The organism is Lentzea fradiae, from assembly GCF_900100955.1.
GTDB classification, from domain to species: domain Bacteria; phylum Actinomycetota; class Actinomycetes; order Mycobacteriales; family Pseudonocardiaceae; genus Lentzea; species Lentzea fradiae.
On sequence record NZ_FNCC01000012.1, the window covers coordinates 243,846 to 263,979 of the forward strand.

A 20,134-nucleotide genomic window follows, 5' to 3' on the forward strand; every position below is an offset into this window, starting at 1 on the left:
ACGGAGTAGCTACGGCACTCACCGGCTACCCCTCGGACATGATCAGGATCGGCACGTCGGGCTGGCGCTACCCGGAGTGGCGCGACGGGTTCTACCGCGGCGTCCCGCAACGGCTCTGGCTCAGCCATCTGGCGTCGCGGGTCGGCAGCATCGAGATCAACAGCTCGTTCTACCGGCTGCAGCCTCCGGAGTACTACCGGAAGTGGGCCGCCCAGACGCCGCCGGACTTCGTCTTCGCCGTCAAGGGACCGAAGCTGGTCACGCACGTCAAACGCTTGCGGCACGTGGATGACGCGCTCAGGACGTTCCTCGCGTCTCTCTCACTGGGCGCGAAGCAGGGACCACTGCTCTGGCAGCTGCCGCCGAGCCTGCGCTTCGACGCCGGCCTCGTCCAGGACTTCCTCGCTGTGCTCCCACCCGGTCGTCACGCCTTCGAACCGCGTCACGAGTCGTTCCGCACCGACGCCTACTTCGACCTGCTACGCGCGCACAACGTCGCCCACGTCGTGAGCGACGCACCGACGTTCCCGTGCATCGACGCCGTCACCGCCGACTTCGCCTACCTGCGGCTGCACGGCCACGACGAGCTGTACATCAGTTCGTACAGCGACGAGCAGCTCGGCGAGTGGGCACGGAAGATCCACGACTGGGACCGCGACACGTACGTGTACTTCGACAACACCATGCAGGGCGCCGCGACGACCAACGCCGAGACCCTGGCGCGACTCCTCGGCTCGCCGATACCGTCACATATGTGAAACTATCTCGCGTCTCGGCCACCCTGCTCCTGGCCGCGAGTCTCGTTGCCCCCGCGCAGGCGGAACCGGCCTCCTCCTCGTCGTGGACCGGTCCGCTGAGCACGCGCGGACGGTGGATCGTCGACGCCAACGGCGACCGCTTCAAGCTCAAGTCCGGCAACTGGCACGGTGCGAGCGGCACCTGGAACGGTTCCGGCGACATCAACGACCCCGCCACCCACCACGCCGGCGAGAAGGCCGACCAGGTCCCGCTCGGCCTCGACCGCGCGACGATGGCCACGATCATCGCCGGATTCAAGGAGATCGGCGTCAACAGCATCCGGTTGCCCTTCTCCAACCAGATGCTCAAAGCCACCGCGCCGGTCAACGGCCTGAAGGACGCGCACCTCAACGGCAAGCGCCCGTTGGAGATCTACGACGCGGTCGTCGCGGAACTGACGCGCAACGACCTCGCCGTCATCCTCAACAACCACACCACGACATCGCGCTGGTGCTGCGGCGTCGACGGCAACGAGCGGTGGAACACCAGCCAGAGCACCGACCAGTGGATCAACGACTGGGCGTTCATGGCGGACCGCTACAAGACCAACAAGCGCGTGGTCGGCGCCGACCTCTACAACGAGGTGCGCCGCAACATCTGGGACGACCCGAACTGGGGCTGGGGCAACGACCACGACTGGCACAAGGCTTCGCAGCAGGCCGCCGACCGCATCCAGCAGGTCGCACCGGACCTCCTCGTCATCGTCGAGGGCATCAACTGGTACGGCATCCCGGTCGACGGCTTCGCGCACGGACGCCCGACCCTGGAACCCGTGCGGTTCCTCAGCCACACCCTCGCCAACCCGGCGAAACTCGTCTACAGCGCCCACTTCTACGGCTACACCGGGCCGAACCACAGCGGTGCCACGGGAATCGGCGAGACGAGCGACCTGCGCTACCAGGACTTCTCCCCCGAGGAGCTGCGCAACGTCCTGCAACGCCAAGCCTTCTACATCACCGAGGCGCGCAAGCACTTCACCGCGCCGCTGTGGATCAGCGAGTTCGGCGTCGGCGGCATCGACGAGCCGAGCGCACGGGCACGCGACTGGTTCGAGCGCTTCGTCGACTACCTGATCGAGCAGGACACCGACTTCGCCTACTGGCCGCTGGTCGGCTTCCACGCCAACCGCACCGGCAGCAGCTGGGCGCTGCTGCGCTGGGACGCCAACGGGAACCGCATCAGCGTCAACGACGGCGACGACTGGCGGGCCGGGGCGTGGAACCGGCTGGTCAACGCCCAGGGCCGCACCGGCCAGGTCCCGCACGAGGAGCGGTTCAACATGCTCCTCAAGGAATCCTGCCCGCAGAACGAGAAACTCGTCGGCATCAGCCACACCGGCAACCGCGGCCTGTGCACCACCAGTCCGCAGTGGAGTTCCACCACGCGCGTCACCAACGAACAGCACGTGACGAACGACTGGGCTTCCGGGTACACGAAGCTCCAGTGCCCCAACGGGAACGCGGCCGTCGGCTACGCGAGCTTCACGCTCGTGTGCGCGCCGATCGCGTCCGGCACCAGCACGCGGGTGCTGTGGTTCGACCGCGGCGACAACCGGCCGGACCTGGGCGGTGACTGGGCCAACGGGCACTACAAGGGCCAGTGCGCCCAGGACGAGCACATCGCAGGCGTCGCCTACAACTGGCGCAGGACGCCGGACGCGTTGCTCTGCCGGAAGTGAATCCCGAAGTGCTCCAGGAAGGCGGCCGCGGGATCTTCCACCTCGGTGGAGGTCTTGCGGCCGTCCTTCGTCACCAGGACCTTCGTGCCCGCGACGGTGATCCGCCCGTCCGGCAGCGCGCGGGTCGCCATCGGTCCCTTGCGGAAGTGCGACTCCGGCGCCGTCTGCTGCCACCAGCAGGTCGGCACGAAGTCGGCCAGCTCACGCGGGCGGCGGTCCAGCAGGTAGGCGGGTGCTCCGTCGTGGAACACCACCACGTCCTCCCCGCGGTCCTCCAGCCGGAACACACCGCCGGGGTTCTTCTGGTCCTCACGGGACAGCCACGACAACGGGTGCAGCGTGAACGTCCCGAAGCCGACGTCGCACAGCCACTCGCCGTCCACGAGCAACGCCAAGTGCGCCAACGGCACCCCGAGCGCGCCCCCTTCGCGGTACACGCGGGCCGCCAGCAGGTCGACGTGGTGCCCCAGGTCGCGCAACAGCTCCGCGAACAACCCGTTGAGCTCGTAGCAGAAACCGCCGCGACGCCGCACGACGATCTTGCCGTACAGCCACGGGACGTCCAGCTCGATCCTGGTGTCCATGTGGATGTCGAGGTTCTCGAACGGAACGCTCATCAGATGACGTTCGTGCAGTTCGGTCAGCGAAGACGTGCGCGAGGCACCGATGAGCTGTAGATAGGCGTCCACCGTGCCACGATAACCACATGGGTGAGGTGAGGATCGGCACGTCGGGCTGGGTCTACCCGCCCTGGCGCGGGACGTTCTACCCCAAGGGCGTCACGCAGAAGCGCGAGCTGGCCTACCTCAGCGAGCAGCTCAACTCGGTGGAGATCAACGGGTCGTTCTACTCGTTGCAACGCCCGTCCAGCTACCAGAAGTGGGCGGCGGAGACCCCGGATGACTTCAAGTTCGCCGTCAAGGGCAGCCGGTTCATCACGCACATGAAACGTCTGAAGGACGGCAAGGACCTCCTCGCGAACTACCTCGCGTCCGGAGTGCTCGCGCTGGGCCCGAAGCTCGGCCCGATCCTCTGGCAGCTCCCGCCCACGCTCCAGTTCGACGCGGACCTGCTGACGGGCTTCTTCGAGGGCCTCCCCCGCACCACCACCGAAGCGGCCGAGATCGCACAGCGCCACGACCACCGCGTGGACCCGGCCCACACCACCACCGACGCGGAACGGCCGCTGCGCCACGCACTCGAGATCCGGCACGACAGCTACCGCACGCCGGAGTTCTCCGACCTCCTCAAGCGCCACGACATCGCACTCGTCGTCGCGGACGCCGCCGGCAAGTACCCGTTGATCGAGGAGGTGACGAGCGACTTCGTCTACGTCCGGCTGCACGGTCACGACGAGCTCTACGTCAGCGGCTACACCGACGAGGGTCTGGACATGTGGGCGGAGAAGGTGCGCGGCTGGGCGCGGCACGGCGACGTGTTCGTCTACTTCGACAACGACGCGAAGGCGTACGCGCCCCGAGACGCGAAGGCACTGCAAGATCGTCTGGCCGACTGATCCGATTGGCCGCACACTCGTCCGGACGGAGGTGCGTCCATGTCGATGAAGAGTCTCGCCGCGGCTCTGGTGGTCACCGCGGTCACGGTCGCCTCCAGTGGGGTCGCTGTAGCGCAGAGTGACAGTTCCTGCGACAAGGGCGAGTTCTGCGTGTGGACGGGCGCCGACTACACCGGCACCGTGCAGCGGCTCGACCTGGAGACGGCGAACCCCGGCGAGTGCATCCCGTTCAAGATCGTCGGGAGGTCGTTCGTGAACCGCCTGAGCAGGGACGCGACCGTGTACCAGCGGGAGAACTGCTCGACCGAGGCCGAGTTCACCACCTACCCGAAGCACGGCACCTACGTGCCGGACGCGTACTTCGTGACCAGGGCGGTCGAGGTGTGGGGGCCTTAACGAGCCCGCACTACTTCAGTGACCCTATGTAACACCACTCGATCGTGTGAGTACTCGCCAGTAGGTCTCATTTGCTGCCTAGGTTGCCGCCCTATCGAGTGGTGGCAGCTGGAGGAAATGTGACCGTGGCGGGTGAAGCCGGGTTACTCGAACTGATGGCCGGGAGACTGGCCCAAGACGATCTCACGCCACGTGCGGCGGAACTGGTGCTCGCGGCGTGCCGGAGCGAGGCGGCGCTGGACCGCGCCCTCGCCGGCGGCCCGGCGGGTCAGGACACCCCGCGGGAGCGGACGGACGGCCCCGGCCAGGGGATCTTCGTTTCGGAGATCCGGGTGCGCGGGTTCCGGGGGATCGGTCCCCCGGCACGCCTGCCGCTGGCACCGGGACCTGGCCTCACGGTCGTCACGGGACGCAACGGGTCGGGCAAGTCGAGCTTCGCCGAGGCCGCCGAGCTGGCGCTGACCGGCGACAACGCCCGGTGGACCCGGGCCGGGCACGACGTCTGGCGGCAGGGCTGGCGCAACCTGCACCAGACCGACACCGCCGTCGAGCTGGACCTCGTGCAGGCCTCTCGGCCGGGTCGCACGACGATCCGAAGATCCTGGTCGCCCGAGGAGGACCTGGCCCAGGGCGCGTGGACGCAGGACGGCGAGCCGTTCGACGACCGGCGGTGGCACGACGCGTTGGAGACCTACCGCCCGTTCCTGCCCTACAGCGAGCTCGGGACCGTGCTCGACGCACAGCCCGAGGACCTCTACGAGGCGATGCACCGCTTCCTCGGCCTGGAGGCGATCACGGAGGCGCAGCAGTCGCTCGCCGAGCACCGCAAGCGCCTCGCCGACGTCGTCGCCCGCCCGTACGACCGGCGTGAACGCGTGCGGGCCGAACTGGCCGCGTCGCCCGACGAACGGGCCCGGCACGCCGCCGAGCTGCTCGGCAGCGACTCCCCCGACCTCGACGCCATCGCGGACCTCGCCCTCGGCGCCGACGTCGGCGGCGGTACCGGCCCGCTGCACCAGGTCGTGGACCTGGCCCTGCCACCCGCCGACGAGGTCGACAGGTGCCGCGAGAACCTCGACCTGGCGCTCGGCGCGGTGTCGGTCGTGGCCACCGCCAACGCGCAGGACTCGTTGCGCTCCAGCGAGATCCTGCGCCTCGCGATCCAGTTGCGGGAGTCCGGTGGCGCCACCACCTGCCCGGTGTGCGACCTGGGCCGGCTCGACGGGATGTGGCTCGCGAAGGCCCGCCACCGCGCCGACCACCTCGCGAAGGCCGCCGCGGAGCTGCACGAGGCCGCGGACCGGCTCGACGTCGCGGTGGCGGCGGCGCGGGCGCTCTGCCAGCCGGTGCCGGACGTGCTGCGGGAGACCGGGGGCGTCCTCGACACGACGGCCGTGCTCCAGGCGTGGCAGGCGTGGGAGGACTGCGCCGCGATCGACGACCCGGTGCGGTTGCGCGAGGAGCTCTTCGGCCGCCACGCCGAGCTCGTCGCGGCCGTGGAGCAGCTCAAGTCCGTGGCGCGGGAGCAGATCGACCGGCGCGACCTGGTGTGGCGGCCGATGGCGCTCGCGCTGTTCGAGTGGCATTCCCAGGCGCAGCAAGCGCTTGCGGACGCCGAGGTGCTCGCGGACGTGACCGAGGCGGAGAACTGGATCCGCAAGGCGGCGGCGACGTTGCGCTCGGAGCGCATCGCGCCGTTCGCCAAGGAGTCGCAGCGGATCTGGCACCGGCTGCGCCAGCAGAGCAACGTCGACCTGGGCGCGGTGCGGCTCGGCGGCACCCGCAACGTCGAGCTGGACGTGTCGGTCGACGGCGTCTCGAACTCGGCGCTCGCCGTGATGAGCCAGGGCGAGCTGCACTCGCTGGGACTCGCGCTGTTCCTGCCCCGCGCGATGGTGGACGAGAGCCCGTTCCGGTTCGTGATGATCGACGACCCGGTGCAGGCGATGGACCCGTCCAAAGTGGACGGCCTCGCGCAGGTGCTCGCCGACGTCGGTCTCACCCGCCAGGTCGTCGTCTTCACGCACGACGAACGGCTCGTCGAGGCGCTGCGGCGGCTGCGGCTGTCCGCGACGGTGTGGGAGGTCTGCCGCGGCGAGGAGTCCGTCGTGCAGGTGCGGATGTCCGACGACCCGGTGGGGCGCTGCCTGACCGACGCCCGCGCGATGCGGGTGGACGAGGACCTGCCGGACGCGTTGCGGGCCGAACTGGTGGCGTCGTGCTGCCGGGCGGCCCTGGAGGCGGCCTCACACGCGCGGTTCCGCCGGGAACGGCTGAGCCGCGGCACCCCGCACGCCGAGGTGGAACGCGCCTTGGAGGCCGCGCTGACGACCAGGCAGGCGATCGCGCTGGCCGTGCTCGATGAGCACGCCGAGCCCGCGAAGCTGTTGCCGCACCTGGATGACGTCGTCGGGTCGTGGGCCGTGGACCTGCTGCAGGCGTGCCGCACCGGCGCCGGCGACCTCGACGTGCTGATCCGCGACACCGAACTGCTCGCGGGGTGGCTGCAGCGATGACCCTTCCCACGGACGTCCAGGACCGGCTGACCTGCGTCGCGAACCTGCTGGCCCGCCCGGACCAGCTCGACGGCGTGCGGATTCGTTGCTGCGCGGAGCTGTTGCGCACCGCGGTGGAACGGTCGGTGGCGCGGGCGTGCGGCGCCGAGAACACCGACCAGCCGGTGCAGGCGCTGCTGCTCAGCCTTCCGTCCCATGTGGACGCGGACCTGGCGTACGACGCCTCCCAGCTGTGGCACGCGCTGAGCCGCGCGATCCGCCACCACGGCTACGAGCTGACCCCGGCCGTCGCGGAGCTGAGCGGCTGGCACGCCGACACCGCGGCCGTCGCCGAGGCTCTCCAGCCCACCATGACCCTGTTCGGCACCATCGACCTCCACTGAAGGCACCGGTGAAACTGCTGCTGTTCGCGGACCTGCACCTCGACACCCGCTTCCCGAACGCCGGTCCCGCGCGGCGCCAGGCGTTGCGCGACACGCTGGGCCGCATCGTGGACCTCGCCCAGGAGTCCGGCGCCGACGCGGTCCTCTGCGCCGGCGACCTGTACGAGCACGACCGTTGTTCGCCGTCCACGGCGTCGTTCCTGCAGTCCGCGTTCGACTGCACGGTGCCGGTGTTCCTGGCGCCGGGCAACGACGACTGGTACGGGCCTCAGTCGGTCTACCGGCAGGTGGACTGGACGCCCAACGTCCACGTGTTCACCGACGGGACGCTGACCCCCGTGGAGCTGGCCGACGGCGTGACGCTGTGGGGCGCCGCGCACGTCGGTCCCGGCCCCGCCCGCGACTTCCTGGACGGCTTCGCGGTCAACCGGGGCGGCGTGAACCTGGCGCTGTGCCACGGAACCGCGCCGGAGGACGTCACGATCACCGGCCTGGACCACGCGTTCCTCGGACACGTCCACACACCCGAGCACGCCGCCCACCACACGTTCCCCGGCAACCCGGACCCGTTGACACCGGGCGAGACCGGCGACCGCGGCGCCGTCCTGTGCACGGTGCACGAAGACGGCACGGTGTCGCGCGAGGTGTTCGACGTGTCGGCGTCGCGGGCGCTCGACTGGGGACTGCCGGAGGAACCGTTCCCGTTGCCGGACTTGGACAACCTGGCGGCGGAACGGACCGTGCGCGGCCAGTTCGTGCGTGACGTGCTGGCCGACGAGTCACTGGACACGGCGATGCGCGGGCGCGTGCTCGCGACCGGCCTGCGGGCACTGGAGGAACGATGAAGATCGAGTCGGTGACCGCGCACGCGTTCGGCCCGCTGCACGACCGGACGTTGCCGCTCGCGCCCGGTCTGACCGTGGTGTCGGGCGCCAACGAGTCCGCGAAGTCGTCCTGGCACGCGGCGATCCGTGCCGCGTTGTGCGGAGCGCCGTCACCCCGGCATCGCCCGTGGGATGGTGACTCGTGGCGTGTCGGCGCGATGGTGTCGATGGCGTCCGGCGAGGTCGTCGCCGTGGAACGAGACCTGGACGACGACTCGGCACCGGACGTCGCACAGCGCCTCGGCCTCGACCGCACGTCGTTCGCCGCCACGGCGTGCATCGACCAGGCGGCCCTGCTGAGCGTGCTGGAAGCGGCCGACGGGTTGCAGGACCACCTGCGCCGTGCCGCGGCCACCGCGGGAACGGACGGCACGGTGGAGCAGGCATTACAACGCCTGATCGCACCGGCCGACGCCGTACGCGAAGCACGCAACCGCCTGCGCGAAGCCGAAACCGACTTGGCGGTGGCACGTCGAGAGCACGCCCGCTACCTGGAACTCAGAGCACAGGCCCGTGCAGCGGCCGCGGCGAAAGCCCGGCTGGCCGTGCAGGAACACGCCGCGAAGCTCGATGCCCTGACCGCGCGGATGGCCCGCCTGACGGAGCTGCAGGACCGCTTCGGCGACTCGCCTCCGTCCGGCCTCGCCGCGCAGGAGGAACTGACGCACGTCGTGAACCGCGCGCTGGCCGCGTGGCGCGCGGCACCGACCCCGCGCGTCCTGACCGGCCCGTCCGCGGCGGCGCTCGAAGCCGAGCTCCGCGCCCTGCCGGGCATCCCCGCCGGTGAGACGGCCGTGGACGACGAGCTCCGCCTCGTGGCCACGGCCTACGAGACAGCGGCCGCCGTCGCACTGGCCCACCGCGAACGCATGCCGTCACCCCCGACGACCGCGGAGCCGTCCGTGCTGCGCGGCCTCGCGACCCGTCTCGACCCGTCCGGCGGCGCCCGCCTGACCACCGCGTCGATCGAGGTCGACACCGCACGCCAGGCCCAGGAGGAAGCGGCCACCGCCGCCGCCCGCACCCAGGTCGAGGCCGACGTCGCGGCGGCACGCGTGCAGGAGATCGCGCTGCCGAACCCGTTCCTGCGCAACGCCTTGTTCGCCCTGAGCGCCCTGACGACACTGGTCGGCGTCCTGCTGCTCCTGGTCGACCAGCACCTGGCCGCCGCGACCGTCCTGGTAGCGGCGGTCGTCGCCGGCATCGGCGGCTATCTGTCCCGAGGCAACGCCCCGGCCCGTGAAGCCGCCGTCGCCTTCGCCGCCGACCAGGCCGCCACCGCCAGCCGTGCCCGCGCCCGCCTGTTCGCCGCCGACCGCGCCCTGGCCGAAGCCGAAGGCCAGCAAGCCGTGGCGGCCGAAGCCGTCCGCCTCAACGACGCGGCCGTCGCCGAATGCGCGGCCCTCGGCGTCCCCGCGGACCGCGAGACGCTGTGGCGCCTGGCCAACCGCGCGGCCTGGGAGAACGAGCACGCCGACCTGGTGTGCGAGGTGGCGAGGACCGAGAAGGCCGTCCGCGTGGAACTGGCGGCCCGCGGCAAGGTGGACAACACCACGTCCGTACCGGACCTGCTGGTCGACTACGAGACCGACTGCAAGGTCCGAGCCCGCCAAGCCGCGATGGCCGCCCAACGCCCGTACCTCGCCCAAGCCCTGGCCGACCGCCGCCAGGCAGAAGCAGCCGTGGCGGAGGCGACCGTCGCCCACACCAGAGCCCTCGCGCTGCTCCGCCACGCCGTCACCGCCATCGGCCGCACCGGCGAACGCCCGGAAGACCTGCTCCGCGCCATCGCCGAGTGGCAACGAGGCTGGGGCGACATGCTGCGCGAGGCCGAAGAAGAACGCAACGCGTGGGCCGAACTCCAAACCCTGCGCGCCGAGGGCACCGTGGACGACCTGGAAACCGCCCTCTCAGCAGCCCAGACCCACCACGCCACCCTGCTGGCGGCAGCCGCCCGCCACGCGGCCTGCGACCCCGTGGACCCGGCCTTGGCCGCCGACCACGACACACTGGCCGCCACCGCCACCGAGATGGCCCGCGGCCTCCCCAGCGTCCCGGAAGCCGAGGAAGCCGTCCAAGCCGCCACCGCCGCCCTGACCGCCCTGACCACCGAGGCCGAAGCCATCGACCTGGCCTCCCAGTACCTGACCGCCGCCCGCGAGAAGGTGCACAGCACCATCGCCCCAGCCCTGGAGACGACCCTCCGCACGTGGCTCCCCCTGGTGACCGACGGCCGCTACGTGGACGCCGCCATCGACGCCCAGACGCTGAGCGTGAGCGTGCGCTCCTCCTCCGACGCCTGGCACCTCGCCTCGGACCTGTCGTTGGGCACCGCCGAGCAGATCTACCTGCTCCTCCGCGTCGCCCTCGCCCAACACCTCGCCACCGAGGCGTGCCCGTTGTTGTTGGACGACGTCACCGTGCAGGCAGACGACACCCGCACACAGGCCGTGCTCGACCTGCTGCTGCGGTTGTCGGCGGACCGGCAGATCGTGCTGTTCTCGCAGGAGACGGCGGTGGTGGAGTGGGCTCGGGAACGCCTCGGCGACCGCGACGTACTGCACCAGCTCACGCCGGTGGCGGCTTGAGCTGACGAGCGGCGTTGAGCGCGAACCACCGCCTCCGGGCCTTCGTGCTCCGCAAGGCTCGGACGAGGCAGGCGGAGCAGGCCCTGCGTCCACCTGGCGATACACGAGCCGACAGTGTCCCGGAATTGTCAGACCCCGTCGCTACCGTCGACCCATGACCAACGCCGCCTTCCGCAAGCTCACCCCCACCACCGGCGACCGTCTCGCCGAGCTGGGCCTGCGCCTGGAGATCCTGGACCGCGCCGTCGCCGCCGGTATCGACGCCCGCGCCGCCTCGCCGCCGTACGGGCCGACCAACGCGGCCGGCCTGCTCGACTGGATCCACCGGGTCGGCACGCTGCGCCAGCTGCTGGTCGACGAGGGGTGGCAGCGCCTCGACCACTGGAACGCGGGCCTCGTCCGGCACCCGTCCAAACCGGTCCTGCTCGGCACGTTGCAGGGCAACCGGGGCACGGGGTCGCCGGACGCGCCCATGCGCAGCGACTACGCGAAGGGCCCTGCCCTCGCGGCGATGATGCGCGACAACGACCACGACCAGTTCGCGCTGTTCGAGGGTGCTCGCGGTGAGGGGCTCAAGCTGTGGTTCCTCGTCACGTACCCGGTGCAGCTGGAGGACCGGCTGGTGGTGCTGCGCGAGGTGTCGCAGCCGGAGCCGACGCCGCAGAACCAGGTGATCGAGCGGTGGGCGCACCGGATCCCGTTGCCGCCGATGGAGTTCCCGCTGACCAGAACGCCCAACGTGGACGGTCCGGAGGAGGTGGACTTCCCCATCGCGCTGCGCGAGTAGCAGCAGCGCTGTTCCGGTCAACGACGAATATGTCCGCCGACCTGAAATAGCTTTTCCACAATTCAATCCACTCGCAGTCGATCATCTCTTGTCCACCCGGAATGGCATAGCGCGCTTCGGATTCGACATTTAGGGGTGATTCGGCTCGATTTCTGCGCATGCGGTGAGCACCCGTGGGACTCTGCACGCACAGCGACGTCGCGGTAGCGCTGTGCTGAGACACCTGAAGGGGGAGGCTCATGCCATTCGCGGCAACGGCGGGTGCCGGCGGCGGTTCGGGCGTGACGATGCGCGTCGAACCGGACCAGATCCTGAACCTGATGACCAGGTACGAGGAGGTCCGTGACACGCTCCAGGAGTTCCTCTACCGCGAGCGCGAGACCCTGAGAGGCAAGCCCCTCGCCGAGGACGACGTCTCCCGGGACGCGGCCCACGTGTTCGCCGAGAACGCCGCGACCGCCATCGACGTGACCGAGCGGTTCCTCGCCGAGCTCACACGCAACATCGAGCAGCTCGCCCAGGCCGCGAAGACGTACAACCTGGTCGAAGACGCCAACCAGACCCGCATGCGGCAGCTGGACGGGGGCGTCTGAAGACGATGAGCCGAGCCATGTTCGCGACTGTCGCGCTGCTCGCCGTCGTTTCGGCGTGCGCGCCGACCTCCGGTTCACCCAAGCCGCAGAGCTCGCCCGACCCACAAGGCACGACGACCACCACCGAGTCGGCCACGGCACGGCCCCGGGAGATCACGCTTACCGGGAAGGACCCCTGCCAGCTCCTCACCGCCGAGCAGCTGCCGGCGTTGAAGATCGACCGGGAGGGCCGTCCCCGGCACAGCGACCTCTACAAGACGACCGGCTGCGCTTGGACCGTCAACGGCGCGGGCAACAGCATCGTGCCGGTCACCAGCGAGGGCATCGGCGCGTGGCGTGACGGCACGAGGCAGGGCGAGGTCACGGAGATCGACCCGGTTCTCGGTTTTCCCGCGATCAAGGTGACCATCCCGTCCGACGAGAACGCCTGCGATGTGCACGTGGACACGGCTGACGGCCAGTACCTCGCCGTGGCGTTCTCGGTCCTCCCTACCTACGAGGACCGATTCCCGAAACCGTGCGACGGGGCGCGGGCACTGGCCGAAGCCGCGATGCGGAACTTGTTGAGATAGGGGGAGAAAATGGCGCTCGGCAGCCACAACTTCGACGCCCAGTCGCACCAGCAGCTCTACGACAAGATCCACAAGAGCGTCGACCCGTCCACGGCGCAGGCGATCAGCGACGCTTGGGGCAACTTCCCCGTGGTGATGGGGAACGCGAAGTCGAACCTGCAGTCGGCCATCCACGCGGCGGGCGCGGTCTGGATCGGCGCGGCGGGGGAACAGTTCGCCGGGGCGACCGCACCCCTGGTGCAGTGGGCGGAAGACGCGCGCATGGCCGGCGTGGAGACGCACGCGTCGTTCCAGAGGCACCAGGCGAAGTACCTGTCCACGAAGGTCGACATGCCCAAGCCGGTCGAGGTGTCGTCGACGGCGAACGACGACTTCTTCGGAATTCCCGCGGGACTGACGCACCTGGTGGGCGGGCAGACCGACCAGGACGTCCAGGAACAGCAAGCACTCGACGCCAAGCGCGAGGCCGTCCGGGTGATGCACAACTACGACGACACGAGCCTCACCGTTGTGAACTCCCTCGGCGCGTTCACTCCCCCACCGGAGATCACGACCGAGGTGGCGGAGCCGGCGTTCGACCAGCCTTCCGCGCAACGCAAGATCTCACCGACCAGCTTCCCACCGTCCGCGACTCCCACCGGGGAGCCCGACCGGGGCACGACTCCTCAGCAGCAGCAACAGCAGCAGGCCGGCACTCCCACGTCACCGGCGGCCACGGTCGGCACCGACACCGCCCGCGACACCACCGGCACCTCCACCGCACAGCGTCCGGCGGACGTCAGGCCCGGCCCGATGCCGCAGCTCTCTCCCCCGGCGTCCCCAACGCCCGGCACGGCCTTCCAGCCACCGTTCTCCGGCCCGGTTCCCGCGACCTCGTTCGCGCGTCCCACCCCGGCAGGCAGCCCTGCTTCACGTGGCGGCGGCACCGGGGCGGGTGCCGGAGCATCCCGATCCGGCGCGCCCGCCTCCGGTGGGGCCCGTCCCGGCACGACCGGCCTCGGCGGTGGGCTCTCCGGCCAGCCGGGCCAAGCCGACCGGCAGGCCGGCCGCGGTCCCGCCGCGGGCGTCGGCAGCTTCGGCTCCGACACCGGCCGGGGCGGCGCCTCGGGCACAGGTGTGCGAGGTGCGGCGGGCGGTGCGGGAGCGAACGGCCTCGCCGGTGCGCCGCACCGCGGTGAGGGGGACGAGGACACGGAACACAAGACCGCGGACTACCTCGAAGAACTACGGGACATCTGGGGAGAGAACGACCTCCCGATGGTCGCCCCGCCGGTGATCGGAGATGACCGGTCGTGAGATTCGTGCTGTCCCGTCTGGAGTTCGACCTGTGCTGGGACCACCTGCGCCTCGGCGAGTACCCGACGATCCTATCCATCCCGTCGCACGGCGCGACGTTCGACGAGCGCCGCGCCCTGCTCCACGACGCCTGGCAGTCGCTGGCGCACAAGGGTCTGGTGGACCGCGGCAGGCTCGACCCGGATCTCGCCGGGCGGCTCACCCTGCTGGCCCGGCCGGAACGGGAGGTCGACGCGCGGCTGCGGCTCGACGACGGCCCGCGAGTGCGCGCGGTCGCGGCGGTCCGCCGCCGGTACGCGGTGCTGGCGGTGCTGACCGCCGATGCGCTGGTGGTGCAGGACGTGGACGAGAGCGCGCTGGCGAGCTCGGTCGTCTCGCTGCTGCCTCCGCACGCGACGTCGAAGTCACGCTCGATCAGCCTGCCCTCCGCCGATCTGGACCGGGCGGCCGAGGCGGCGGGCGAGTCGGCCACGCGCCTGGAGAACGCGTTGCGAGAGCACGGTTTGGCACGCCAGGACGCGCAGAAGGTCAGCTCGGTGCTGGGCAACGTCATCCGCATGGGACAGTTCGGCACGGCCTACCGCGAGATGCGCAACGGCGCACCCGGAAAGCGGCACCGCGGCCCGTATGTCGTGTCGTTCTACGACACGCCGGAAGGCCGCTGGCAGTTCACCCGCCGCCCGTCCGGCGACGGCCGCGAGTGGTCCACCCTGGCTCCGGCGGACCACTCGAGGTTGACCCATTCGGTGTCGGAGCTGCTGGGCTGCCTCGGCTGAGCGAGCGAACTCGTTCGACCGGCTCCTGGCGCGGTTGGGGACGCTCGGGCTCACTCTTTCTCCGGTCCGCGGCCCGGCCATCTCACTCGCTGCTACAGTACGCGGCCAGATGACCACAGGGGGTGCGCACTGTGAGTCAGCCAGGCAAGGGATACGGCTCGACCCGGCTGAGTGCAACCAACTCAAGGTCACGCTCCTCAGTCAGTCCGCACGAACATTGCCCTGGATGCCTTCCGCCGGTTCGGCAGGGTGGGACACCGCCCTGCCGAACCGGCGGCAGACCAGCGAGCGCGCGCTTCCGTCCCGTTGACGAATTGGTTCGAGAACCGGAGCCATCTGCGCTGACATGTCGAAAAGCCGTTCATCCCCAAGGGCCGTCGCGATCGCCGCCGCGTTCGTGCTCGCCACCTTCGTCGCGCTCGCTTTCACGGGCGTCGCTCAGATCATCTCGATCCGCGAGTGGTGTAAGGGCGGCGCGATCGAACAAATCCACCCAGGCTCCGCTTTCACGACGGAGCCGCAGTTGGACAGCACACCGGCCGTGATGTGCCGGAGTGGTTCCATGACGCTTGAACTGCCGGTCGGTCCGTCCGTGGCAACGATCGTGATAGCCGCACTCGGCGCGGCGATCAGCGTGTTCGTCGTCGTCCATGCGGCCAGGAACGCACGCGAGTCCCAGGCCCCCTGAGAGATCACACGAGAGGGTGCTTCTTCCTCGCTCCCGACGGACGGGACCCGCCTGGCACCCCGTCGCGCGGGCGGCGACAATGACCGGATCATGTTCACGCCCTCGCGACTCACGCTCGCACGCAGCCTGCGCGGTCTCAGCGCGGCCGAGCTCGCACGCAAGGCGGGAGTGCAGGCGCGGGCGGTCAGCGAGTACGAGCGCGGGGTGCGCAGGCCCAAGCCCGTCACCGTGGAGGCGCTGGCCGGAGCGCTCGGCTTCCCGGAGGCGTTCCTGAGGGCGCCGGAACCGCCGCGTCCGCAGCACGTGCCCGCGCAGGCACCGCCGACCTCGCAGGCGGCAGCGGCGGCCCAGCTGGCGATCGAGTTCAACGGGTGGCTCGAACGCCTCTTCGTGCTGCCCCAGCCGAACCTGCCGCCGCCCAGGACGTCACCGGACGACACGCGGTCGCGCTGGCGGCTCGATCACAGTCCCGCGCCGAACATGGTGCAGCTGCTGGAGTCGCACGGCGTGCGGGTGTTCTCGCTGCCGGTCGACTGCACCGCGCAGGAAGCGTTCTCGTGCTGGCACGACGGGACGCCGTACGTGTTCCTGACCCCCACGGCGACGCCGGAGCAGGCCCGGTTCGACGCGGCCGTCCAGCTCGCCGTGCTGCTCGGGCACGGCAGGCCACAGGAGTTCGCCGCGGAGTTCCTCATGCCCCGCCAGCGCCTCAAAGGCACCGACCACCGGCATTGGCACGTGGCGAGGGACAAGTTCGTCCAGCGGGCGAACGTCCTCAGCCTCGCGCACGGCGGCATGACGCGCCGCGAGACGTCGAAGCTGCTCACCAAGGTCTTCAAGGTGCTGCGCGAGAACGGCACGACACCGCTGCACGTCGCCAAAGAGCTGCACCTCGGCCTCGAAGAGCTCAACGGGCTGGTCTTCGGCCTGGTCCTCACAGCGCTCCCAGGCGGCGGCGAGCAGGGACCGAAGAGCCGAGCGCACCTCACGTTGGTCCACTGAGGCCAGTTACGGCACGGAGTTCCAACCCAACCTCATTGGGCCAAACGAGCGAACCGTGAAACGCATCGCCTGGCGTATCCGACACCCAGAGTGACGGGATGCCGAGTCGTGAGGACGCCCCATGACGATGCAGCAACGCACTGAACCTTCGCCCGCGGCCGTACTGATCGCTGTCGCCGTGCTCGCGCTGGTTCTGACCGTTGCTTTCGGCCCATTCGGCTTCGTCATCGGCCTGGCATTGTTCGCGCTGATGTTCGTCGGCACGAAGCACAACCACGCCTCCGAGCCGATCACCCCGGTGCGCACCCGATCCCGGCTCCGCCGCCTGTCGACGGCAGGACGGGTCGACATCGTCGGCGAGTCGCACCACCAGGACGCCATCGCCGAGGTCGCGCGACACACGACCAGGATCGACGGCGCCGTGCCCGCGACCGCCGTGCTGTTGCCCGAGTCCGCGAGGGCAGTGCGCATCGACCTGCTGCGAGGCGACGGCTCCGCGGTCACCGCCGGATACCTGCGCGGCGAGCAGGCCGCCGGCTACCAACCACTGCTGAACGAACTGGCCGAACGCGGCGAGGCCGGCTCGTGCCCCGCCCGCATCACGGGTGGCGGCCAGCGCCAGTACAACGTCCATCTGCACCTCGGCCCGCCGAGGTTGTTGCGGCTCGACCACGAGGTGCTCGGCACGACGCCGACCCTGCCCGCCGACCAGCAGGTCACCATCACGGACGAGGAAGCACATCAGCACGTGCTGCACCGCGTCGTCGAGGGCCGCACACCAGCGCACGTCATCGCCGAACTGAAGGACTGCTGCATCTCCGAAGGCCCCCACACGGGTGAACACACCTTGGAGGTGCTGCTCGAAGGCGAACGCATCGGCCAGCTCAGCTACGCGATGGCCCGGCGCTACTACGAGAGAGTGCAGGACTGGCGCAGCCGCACAGGCCGTGCGCTGTGCGAAGCCGTCATCACGAACGAAGGCACGCGCGGCCTGCACGCGAAGCTCCTGCTGCCCAAGTAGTTCACCCGTCAGGCGAACTTGCTGCTGTCCAGGTAGTCCGCGAACGTCCGCGGCGCACGACCGAGGACTCTCTGCACACCGTCCGACAGGTGCGCTTCCTCTCCCGTGCTGATGCGCACGAGCAGCATCGTGACCAGGTCTGCGATCTCGTCCGGGTAGCCGAGCTTACGCAGCGAGGCCGCGAACTCGTCAGGATCGGCGTCGGCGTAGCGGACGGGCTTGCCGGTGACAGCGGCGATCCGCGCGAGCATCTCGGCGAACGACAACGCCTCCGGACCACTCAGGTCGTAGGTCCGCGCAGTGTGTCCGTCCTCGGTCAACGCCCTGACGGCGACCTCGGCGATGTCGACGACATCGATGAACGGGTGGACGCCGTCACCGGCGGGCACCGCCAGTTCGCCGTGCTGGACGGGCTCGGCGAACAGGTCCTCGTCGAAGTTCTGCATGAACCAGGTGGGACGCAAGATCGTCCACTCGACACCCGACTCCTTGACCGCCGCCTCGAACGGGTCGTCCTCGGGTGCACCACGCATCGACAGCAGTACGAGCCGGCTGACACCGGACTTCACCGCGACTGGGACGAACTCGGCCAGCAGGACGGGATTGTCCGGAGGGACGACGTAGACCGCGGTCGCACCGGCGACGGCCTGCTCCCAGGTTGACGGGGTCGACCAGTCGAACTTCGTGATGGACGACCTCGACGCAGGGCGTGCGGTCGACCCGAGCAGTGCGGTGACTCGACGTCCTGTCTTGCCCGTTGCGCCGAGCACCAGGACAGTCGACATGTTGACTGGACTCAATGTTGACATGACTGAATCGAATCAATGTTGACGCGGACGATCCATGATTGATCAGCCGTCATCCTTGCTCGATCGTCCACGTGGTAGTCAGTGGTACATGAGCACACGTGATCTCGTGGACCTGAGGGACGCGTTGCGCGCGTTCGCCAAGGCCCGCGACTGGGACGACCGCTACCACACGCCCAAGAACCTGGTGATGGCGTTGTCCGCGGAGGTCGGTGAGCTCACCGACCTCTTCCAGTGGCTGACGCCGGAAGAGGCGCAGAACGCCATGCAGGACCCGGAGCTCGCCTGGAACGTCCGTGACGAGCTCGCCGACGTGATGCACTACCTGACCAGGCTGGCGGACAAGCTGGGCGTCGACCTCGTCGAGGCTTCGTTCGCCAAGATCGAACGCAACGAGCAGCGGTTCCCCACCGGGGACCTGCGGCCGGTCCCCGTCGAGAAAGGTGAGATGTGAGCCTGCAGAGCGTGCACGCCTTCCACGTGCACCAGAAGGTCACGTTGATGGTCAACCGCTACGAGATCTTCGTGGACGACAACGGTCAGCCGGGCCAGTTGGTCGGGTTCGCCGAGCAGAAGAGACTGAAGATCAAAGAACGCATCACGATCTACACCGACTCGTCGAAGAGCGCGGTGCTGTTCGAGTTCAACGCCCGCAACGCGATCGACCTCGGAAGTGCCTACGACGTGACCGACGCGAACGGCCGGACGATCGGCGTGTTCCGCAAGGACTTCGCGAAGTCGCTGCTGCGTTCGACCTGGCACCTGGAGCAGCCGGGCTGGGGCACGACCACGGGTGCCGAGCGCAACAAGTTCCTCGCGGGCTTCCGCCGGCTGTGGGGGTGGATCCCTGTCGTCGGAGATGCGCCGTTCCCCATGCGGTATCACTTCGACTTCGCGACGGAGAACGGCGCTTCCGTGTTCAGCGTCGACAAGAAGACCTGGCTTCGTGACCACTACCTGGTCTCGATCCAGGATCCTGGCGTCGACCGCCGGCTCGTGGTCGCCCAGGCCGTGGCGCTCGACGCGCTGCAGTCCCGCTAGAGGTACGTCAGCAGGAGGAGGATCAGGCACACCAGCAGCACGACGCCGAGCACTGCGGGCAGGAACGACTGCGGGGACGGCGCGGGTTCGCGGGCGTGCCTGCCCCGCCTCCTGCGCGCTCGCCACCGCAACGGTGCCTCCCCTGCCCACTGCTCGTTCATGACGATCACGGTAGGGAGGGAAAAGGGGCTCTTGACCGACGTCACCCGCTCGCCGGGAGCGCGTCACCCGGTCGGCCGCCCGTGATGAACACGCCCGCAAATGCGCACAACCGGCGTGGAAACACAACAAAAAGCCCTGCGGGGAGCGCTTGTGGCGCTCGACCCGCAGGGCAAATTAAGTTCGGCGGCGACCTACTCTCCCACACCGTAACCAGTGCAGTACCATCGGCGCAGAAGGGCTTAACTACCGGGTTCGGAATGGGACCGGGTGTTTCCCCAACGCTATAACCACCGAAACACTATGAAATTACAACCAGCAACCCCGCAGGGGCCGCGATCGGTCCTGGTTGTTCTTCCAGAACCGCACAGTGGATGCGTAGCGTCTTTGTAACAAGTCCTCGGCCTATTAGTACCAGTCAGCTCCAACCGTTACCGGTCTTCCACCTCTGGCCTATCAACCCAGTGGTCTAGCTGGGGGCCTTAACCCACAAAGGGTGGGATACCTCATCTTGGAACGAGCTTCCCGCTTAGATGCCTTCAGCGGTTATCCCTTCCGAACGTAGCCAACCAGCAATGCTCTTGGCAGAACAACTGGCACACCAGCGGTCCGTCCGTCCCGGTCCTCTCGTACT

The 20,134-nt window shown here is 69.4% G+C and carries 21 protein-coding genes and 2 rRNA genes; 18 read left to right on the forward strand and 5 right to left on the reverse strand.

The window, feature by feature from the left end; genetic code table 11:
• The first annotated feature begins 38 nt into the window (after positions 1-38).
• A complete protein-coding gene (locus tag BLT23_RS28295) occupies positions 39-758 on the forward strand; it encodes a DUF72 domain-containing protein (protein ID WP_090054266.1) in 720 nt (239 codons plus the stop codon).
• On the forward strand, positions 755-2,476 hold the full coding sequence (locus BLT23_RS28300; RefSeq protein ID WP_090054268.1) for a glycoside hydrolase family 5 protein: 1,722 nt from the start codon (positions 755-757) through the stop codon (positions 2,474-2,476). Before BLT23_RS28295 ends, BLT23_RS28300 begins: the two co-directional genes overlap by 4 nt.
• Here BLT23_RS28300 and BLT23_RS28305 read toward each other — a convergent pair.
• Entirely contained in the window at positions 2,431-3,165 is a 735-nt protein-coding gene (locus tag BLT23_RS28305) for an arylamine N-acetyltransferase family protein (RefSeq protein WP_245744269.1), read from the reverse strand. The genes BLT23_RS28300 and BLT23_RS28305 overlap by 46 nt on opposite strands.
• A gap of 17 nt (positions 3,166-3,182) precedes the next feature.
• Between BLT23_RS28305 and BLT23_RS28310 the strand changes: the two genes are divergently transcribed.
• The 14 genes from BLT23_RS28310 (at position 3,183) to BLT23_RS28375 (ending at position 17,494) form a co-directional block, all read left to right on the forward strand.
• Positions 3,183-3,992, forward strand: a complete 810-nt coding sequence (locus BLT23_RS28310; RefSeq protein WP_090054271.1) for a DUF72 domain-containing protein — start codon at positions 3,183-3,185, stop codon at positions 3,990-3,992.
• A gap of 39 nt (positions 3,993-4,031) precedes the next feature.
• Positions 4,032-4,388, forward strand: a complete 357-nt coding sequence (locus BLT23_RS28315) for a peptidase inhibitor family I36 protein (RefSeq protein WP_090054273.1) — start codon at positions 4,032-4,034, stop codon at positions 4,386-4,388.
• 125 nt (positions 4,389-4,513) lie between these two features.
• The gene (locus BLT23_RS28320) at positions 4,514-6,904 is read left to right on the forward strand and encodes an AAA family ATPase (RefSeq protein WP_218133919.1); all 2,391 of its coding nucleotides are present in this window, start codon (positions 4,514-4,516) and stop codon (positions 6,902-6,904) included.
• Positions 6,901-7,287: a hypothetical protein gene (locus BLT23_RS28325; RefSeq protein WP_090054277.1), complete on the forward strand. Its 387-nt coding sequence runs from the start codon at positions 6,901-6,903 to the stop codon at positions 7,285-7,287. The genes BLT23_RS28320 and BLT23_RS28325 overlap by 4 nt, the downstream gene beginning before the upstream one ends.
• 8 nt (positions 7,288-7,295) lie before the next feature.
• Positions 7,296-8,132, forward strand: coding sequence for a metallophosphoesterase family protein (locus BLT23_RS28330; RefSeq protein ID WP_090054280.1), 837 nt, complete (start codon positions 7,296-7,298; stop codon positions 8,130-8,132).
• Positions 8,129-10,759, forward strand: a complete 2,631-nt coding sequence (locus BLT23_RS28335; protein ID WP_090054282.1) for an AAA family ATPase — start codon at positions 8,129-8,131, stop codon at positions 10,757-10,759. The genes BLT23_RS28330 and BLT23_RS28335 overlap by 4 nt, the downstream gene beginning before the upstream one ends.
• A gap of 154 nt (positions 10,760-10,913) precedes the next feature.
• A complete protein-coding gene (locus tag BLT23_RS28340; protein WP_090054284.1) occupies positions 10,914-11,546 on the forward strand; it encodes a hypothetical protein in 633 nt (210 codons plus the stop codon).
• Between the two features lie 239 nt (positions 11,547-11,785).
• Complete coding sequence (locus tag BLT23_RS28345) at positions 11,786-12,139, forward strand: PE domain-containing protein (protein WP_090054285.1); 354 nt, start codon at positions 11,786-11,788, stop codon at positions 12,137-12,139.
• 17 nt (positions 12,140-12,156) lie between these two features.
• Complete coding sequence (locus BLT23_RS28350) at positions 12,157-12,711, forward strand: DUF3558 domain-containing protein (protein ID WP_176946961.1); 555 nt, start codon at positions 12,157-12,159, stop codon at positions 12,709-12,711.
• A gap of 9 nt (positions 12,712-12,720) precedes the next feature.
• On the forward strand, positions 12,721-14,007 hold the full coding sequence (locus BLT23_RS28355) for a PPE domain-containing protein (RefSeq protein ID WP_090054289.1): 1,287 nt from the start codon (positions 12,721-12,723) through the stop codon (positions 14,005-14,007).
• Positions 14,004-14,783: an ESX secretion-associated protein EspG gene (locus BLT23_RS28360; RefSeq protein ID WP_090054291.1), complete on the forward strand. Its 780-nt coding sequence runs from the start codon at positions 14,004-14,006 to the stop codon at positions 14,781-14,783. Before BLT23_RS28355 ends, BLT23_RS28360 begins: the two co-directional genes overlap by 4 nt.
• A 346-nt stretch (positions 14,784-15,129) precedes the next feature.
• Complete coding sequence (locus tag BLT23_RS28365; protein ID WP_090054293.1) at positions 15,130-15,471, forward strand: hypothetical protein; 342 nt, start codon at positions 15,130-15,132, stop codon at positions 15,469-15,471.
• A gap of 90 nt (positions 15,472-15,561) precedes the next feature.
• A complete protein-coding gene (locus BLT23_RS28370) occupies positions 15,562-16,473 on the forward strand; it encodes a helix-turn-helix domain-containing protein (RefSeq protein WP_090054295.1) in 912 nt (303 codons plus the stop codon).
• Positions 16,474-16,594: 121 nt separating this feature from the next.
• Positions 16,595-17,494, forward strand: coding sequence for a hypothetical protein (locus BLT23_RS28375; protein ID WP_090054297.1), 900 nt, complete (start codon positions 16,595-16,597; stop codon positions 17,492-17,494).
• Between the two features lie 8 nt (positions 17,495-17,502).
• On the opposite strand, the gene BLT23_RS28380 is transcribed toward BLT23_RS28375, so the two are convergent.
• The gene (locus tag BLT23_RS28380; RefSeq protein ID WP_090054298.1) at positions 17,503-18,279 is read right to left on the reverse strand and encodes an NAD(P)H-binding protein; all 777 of its coding nucleotides are present in this window, start codon (positions 18,277-18,279) and stop codon (positions 17,503-17,505) included.
• A gap of 112 nt (positions 18,280-18,391) precedes the next feature.
• Here BLT23_RS28380 and BLT23_RS28385 point away from each other — a divergent pair, with 112 nt between their 5' ends.
• On the forward strand, positions 18,392-18,754 hold the full coding sequence (locus tag BLT23_RS28385; protein ID WP_090054300.1) for a nucleotide pyrophosphohydrolase: 363 nt from the start codon (positions 18,392-18,394) through the stop codon (positions 18,752-18,754).
• Entirely contained in the window at positions 18,751-19,341 is a 591-nt protein-coding gene (locus BLT23_RS28390) for an LURP-one-related family protein (protein ID WP_090054302.1), read from the forward strand. Before BLT23_RS28385 ends, BLT23_RS28390 begins: the two co-directional genes overlap by 4 nt.
• Here BLT23_RS28390 and BLT23_RS41000 read toward each other — a convergent pair.
• From BLT23_RS41000 to BLT23_RS28400, 3 genes are all read right to left on the reverse strand, one after another.
• Positions 19,338-19,502: a hypothetical protein gene (locus tag BLT23_RS41000; protein ID WP_176946962.1), complete on the reverse strand. Its 165-nt coding sequence runs from the start codon at positions 19,500-19,502 to the stop codon at positions 19,338-19,340. The two genes, BLT23_RS28390 and BLT23_RS41000, sit on opposite strands and share 4 nt — an antisense overlap.
• A 179-nt stretch (positions 19,503-19,681) precedes the next feature.
• Positions 19,682-19,798: ribosomal RNA gene (rrf, locus tag BLT23_RS28395) — 5S ribosomal RNA — on the reverse strand.
• A gap of 90 nt (positions 19,799-19,888) precedes the next feature.
• Positions 19,889-20,134: ribosomal RNA gene (locus tag BLT23_RS28400) — 23S ribosomal RNA — on the reverse strand; the annotation flags it as partial.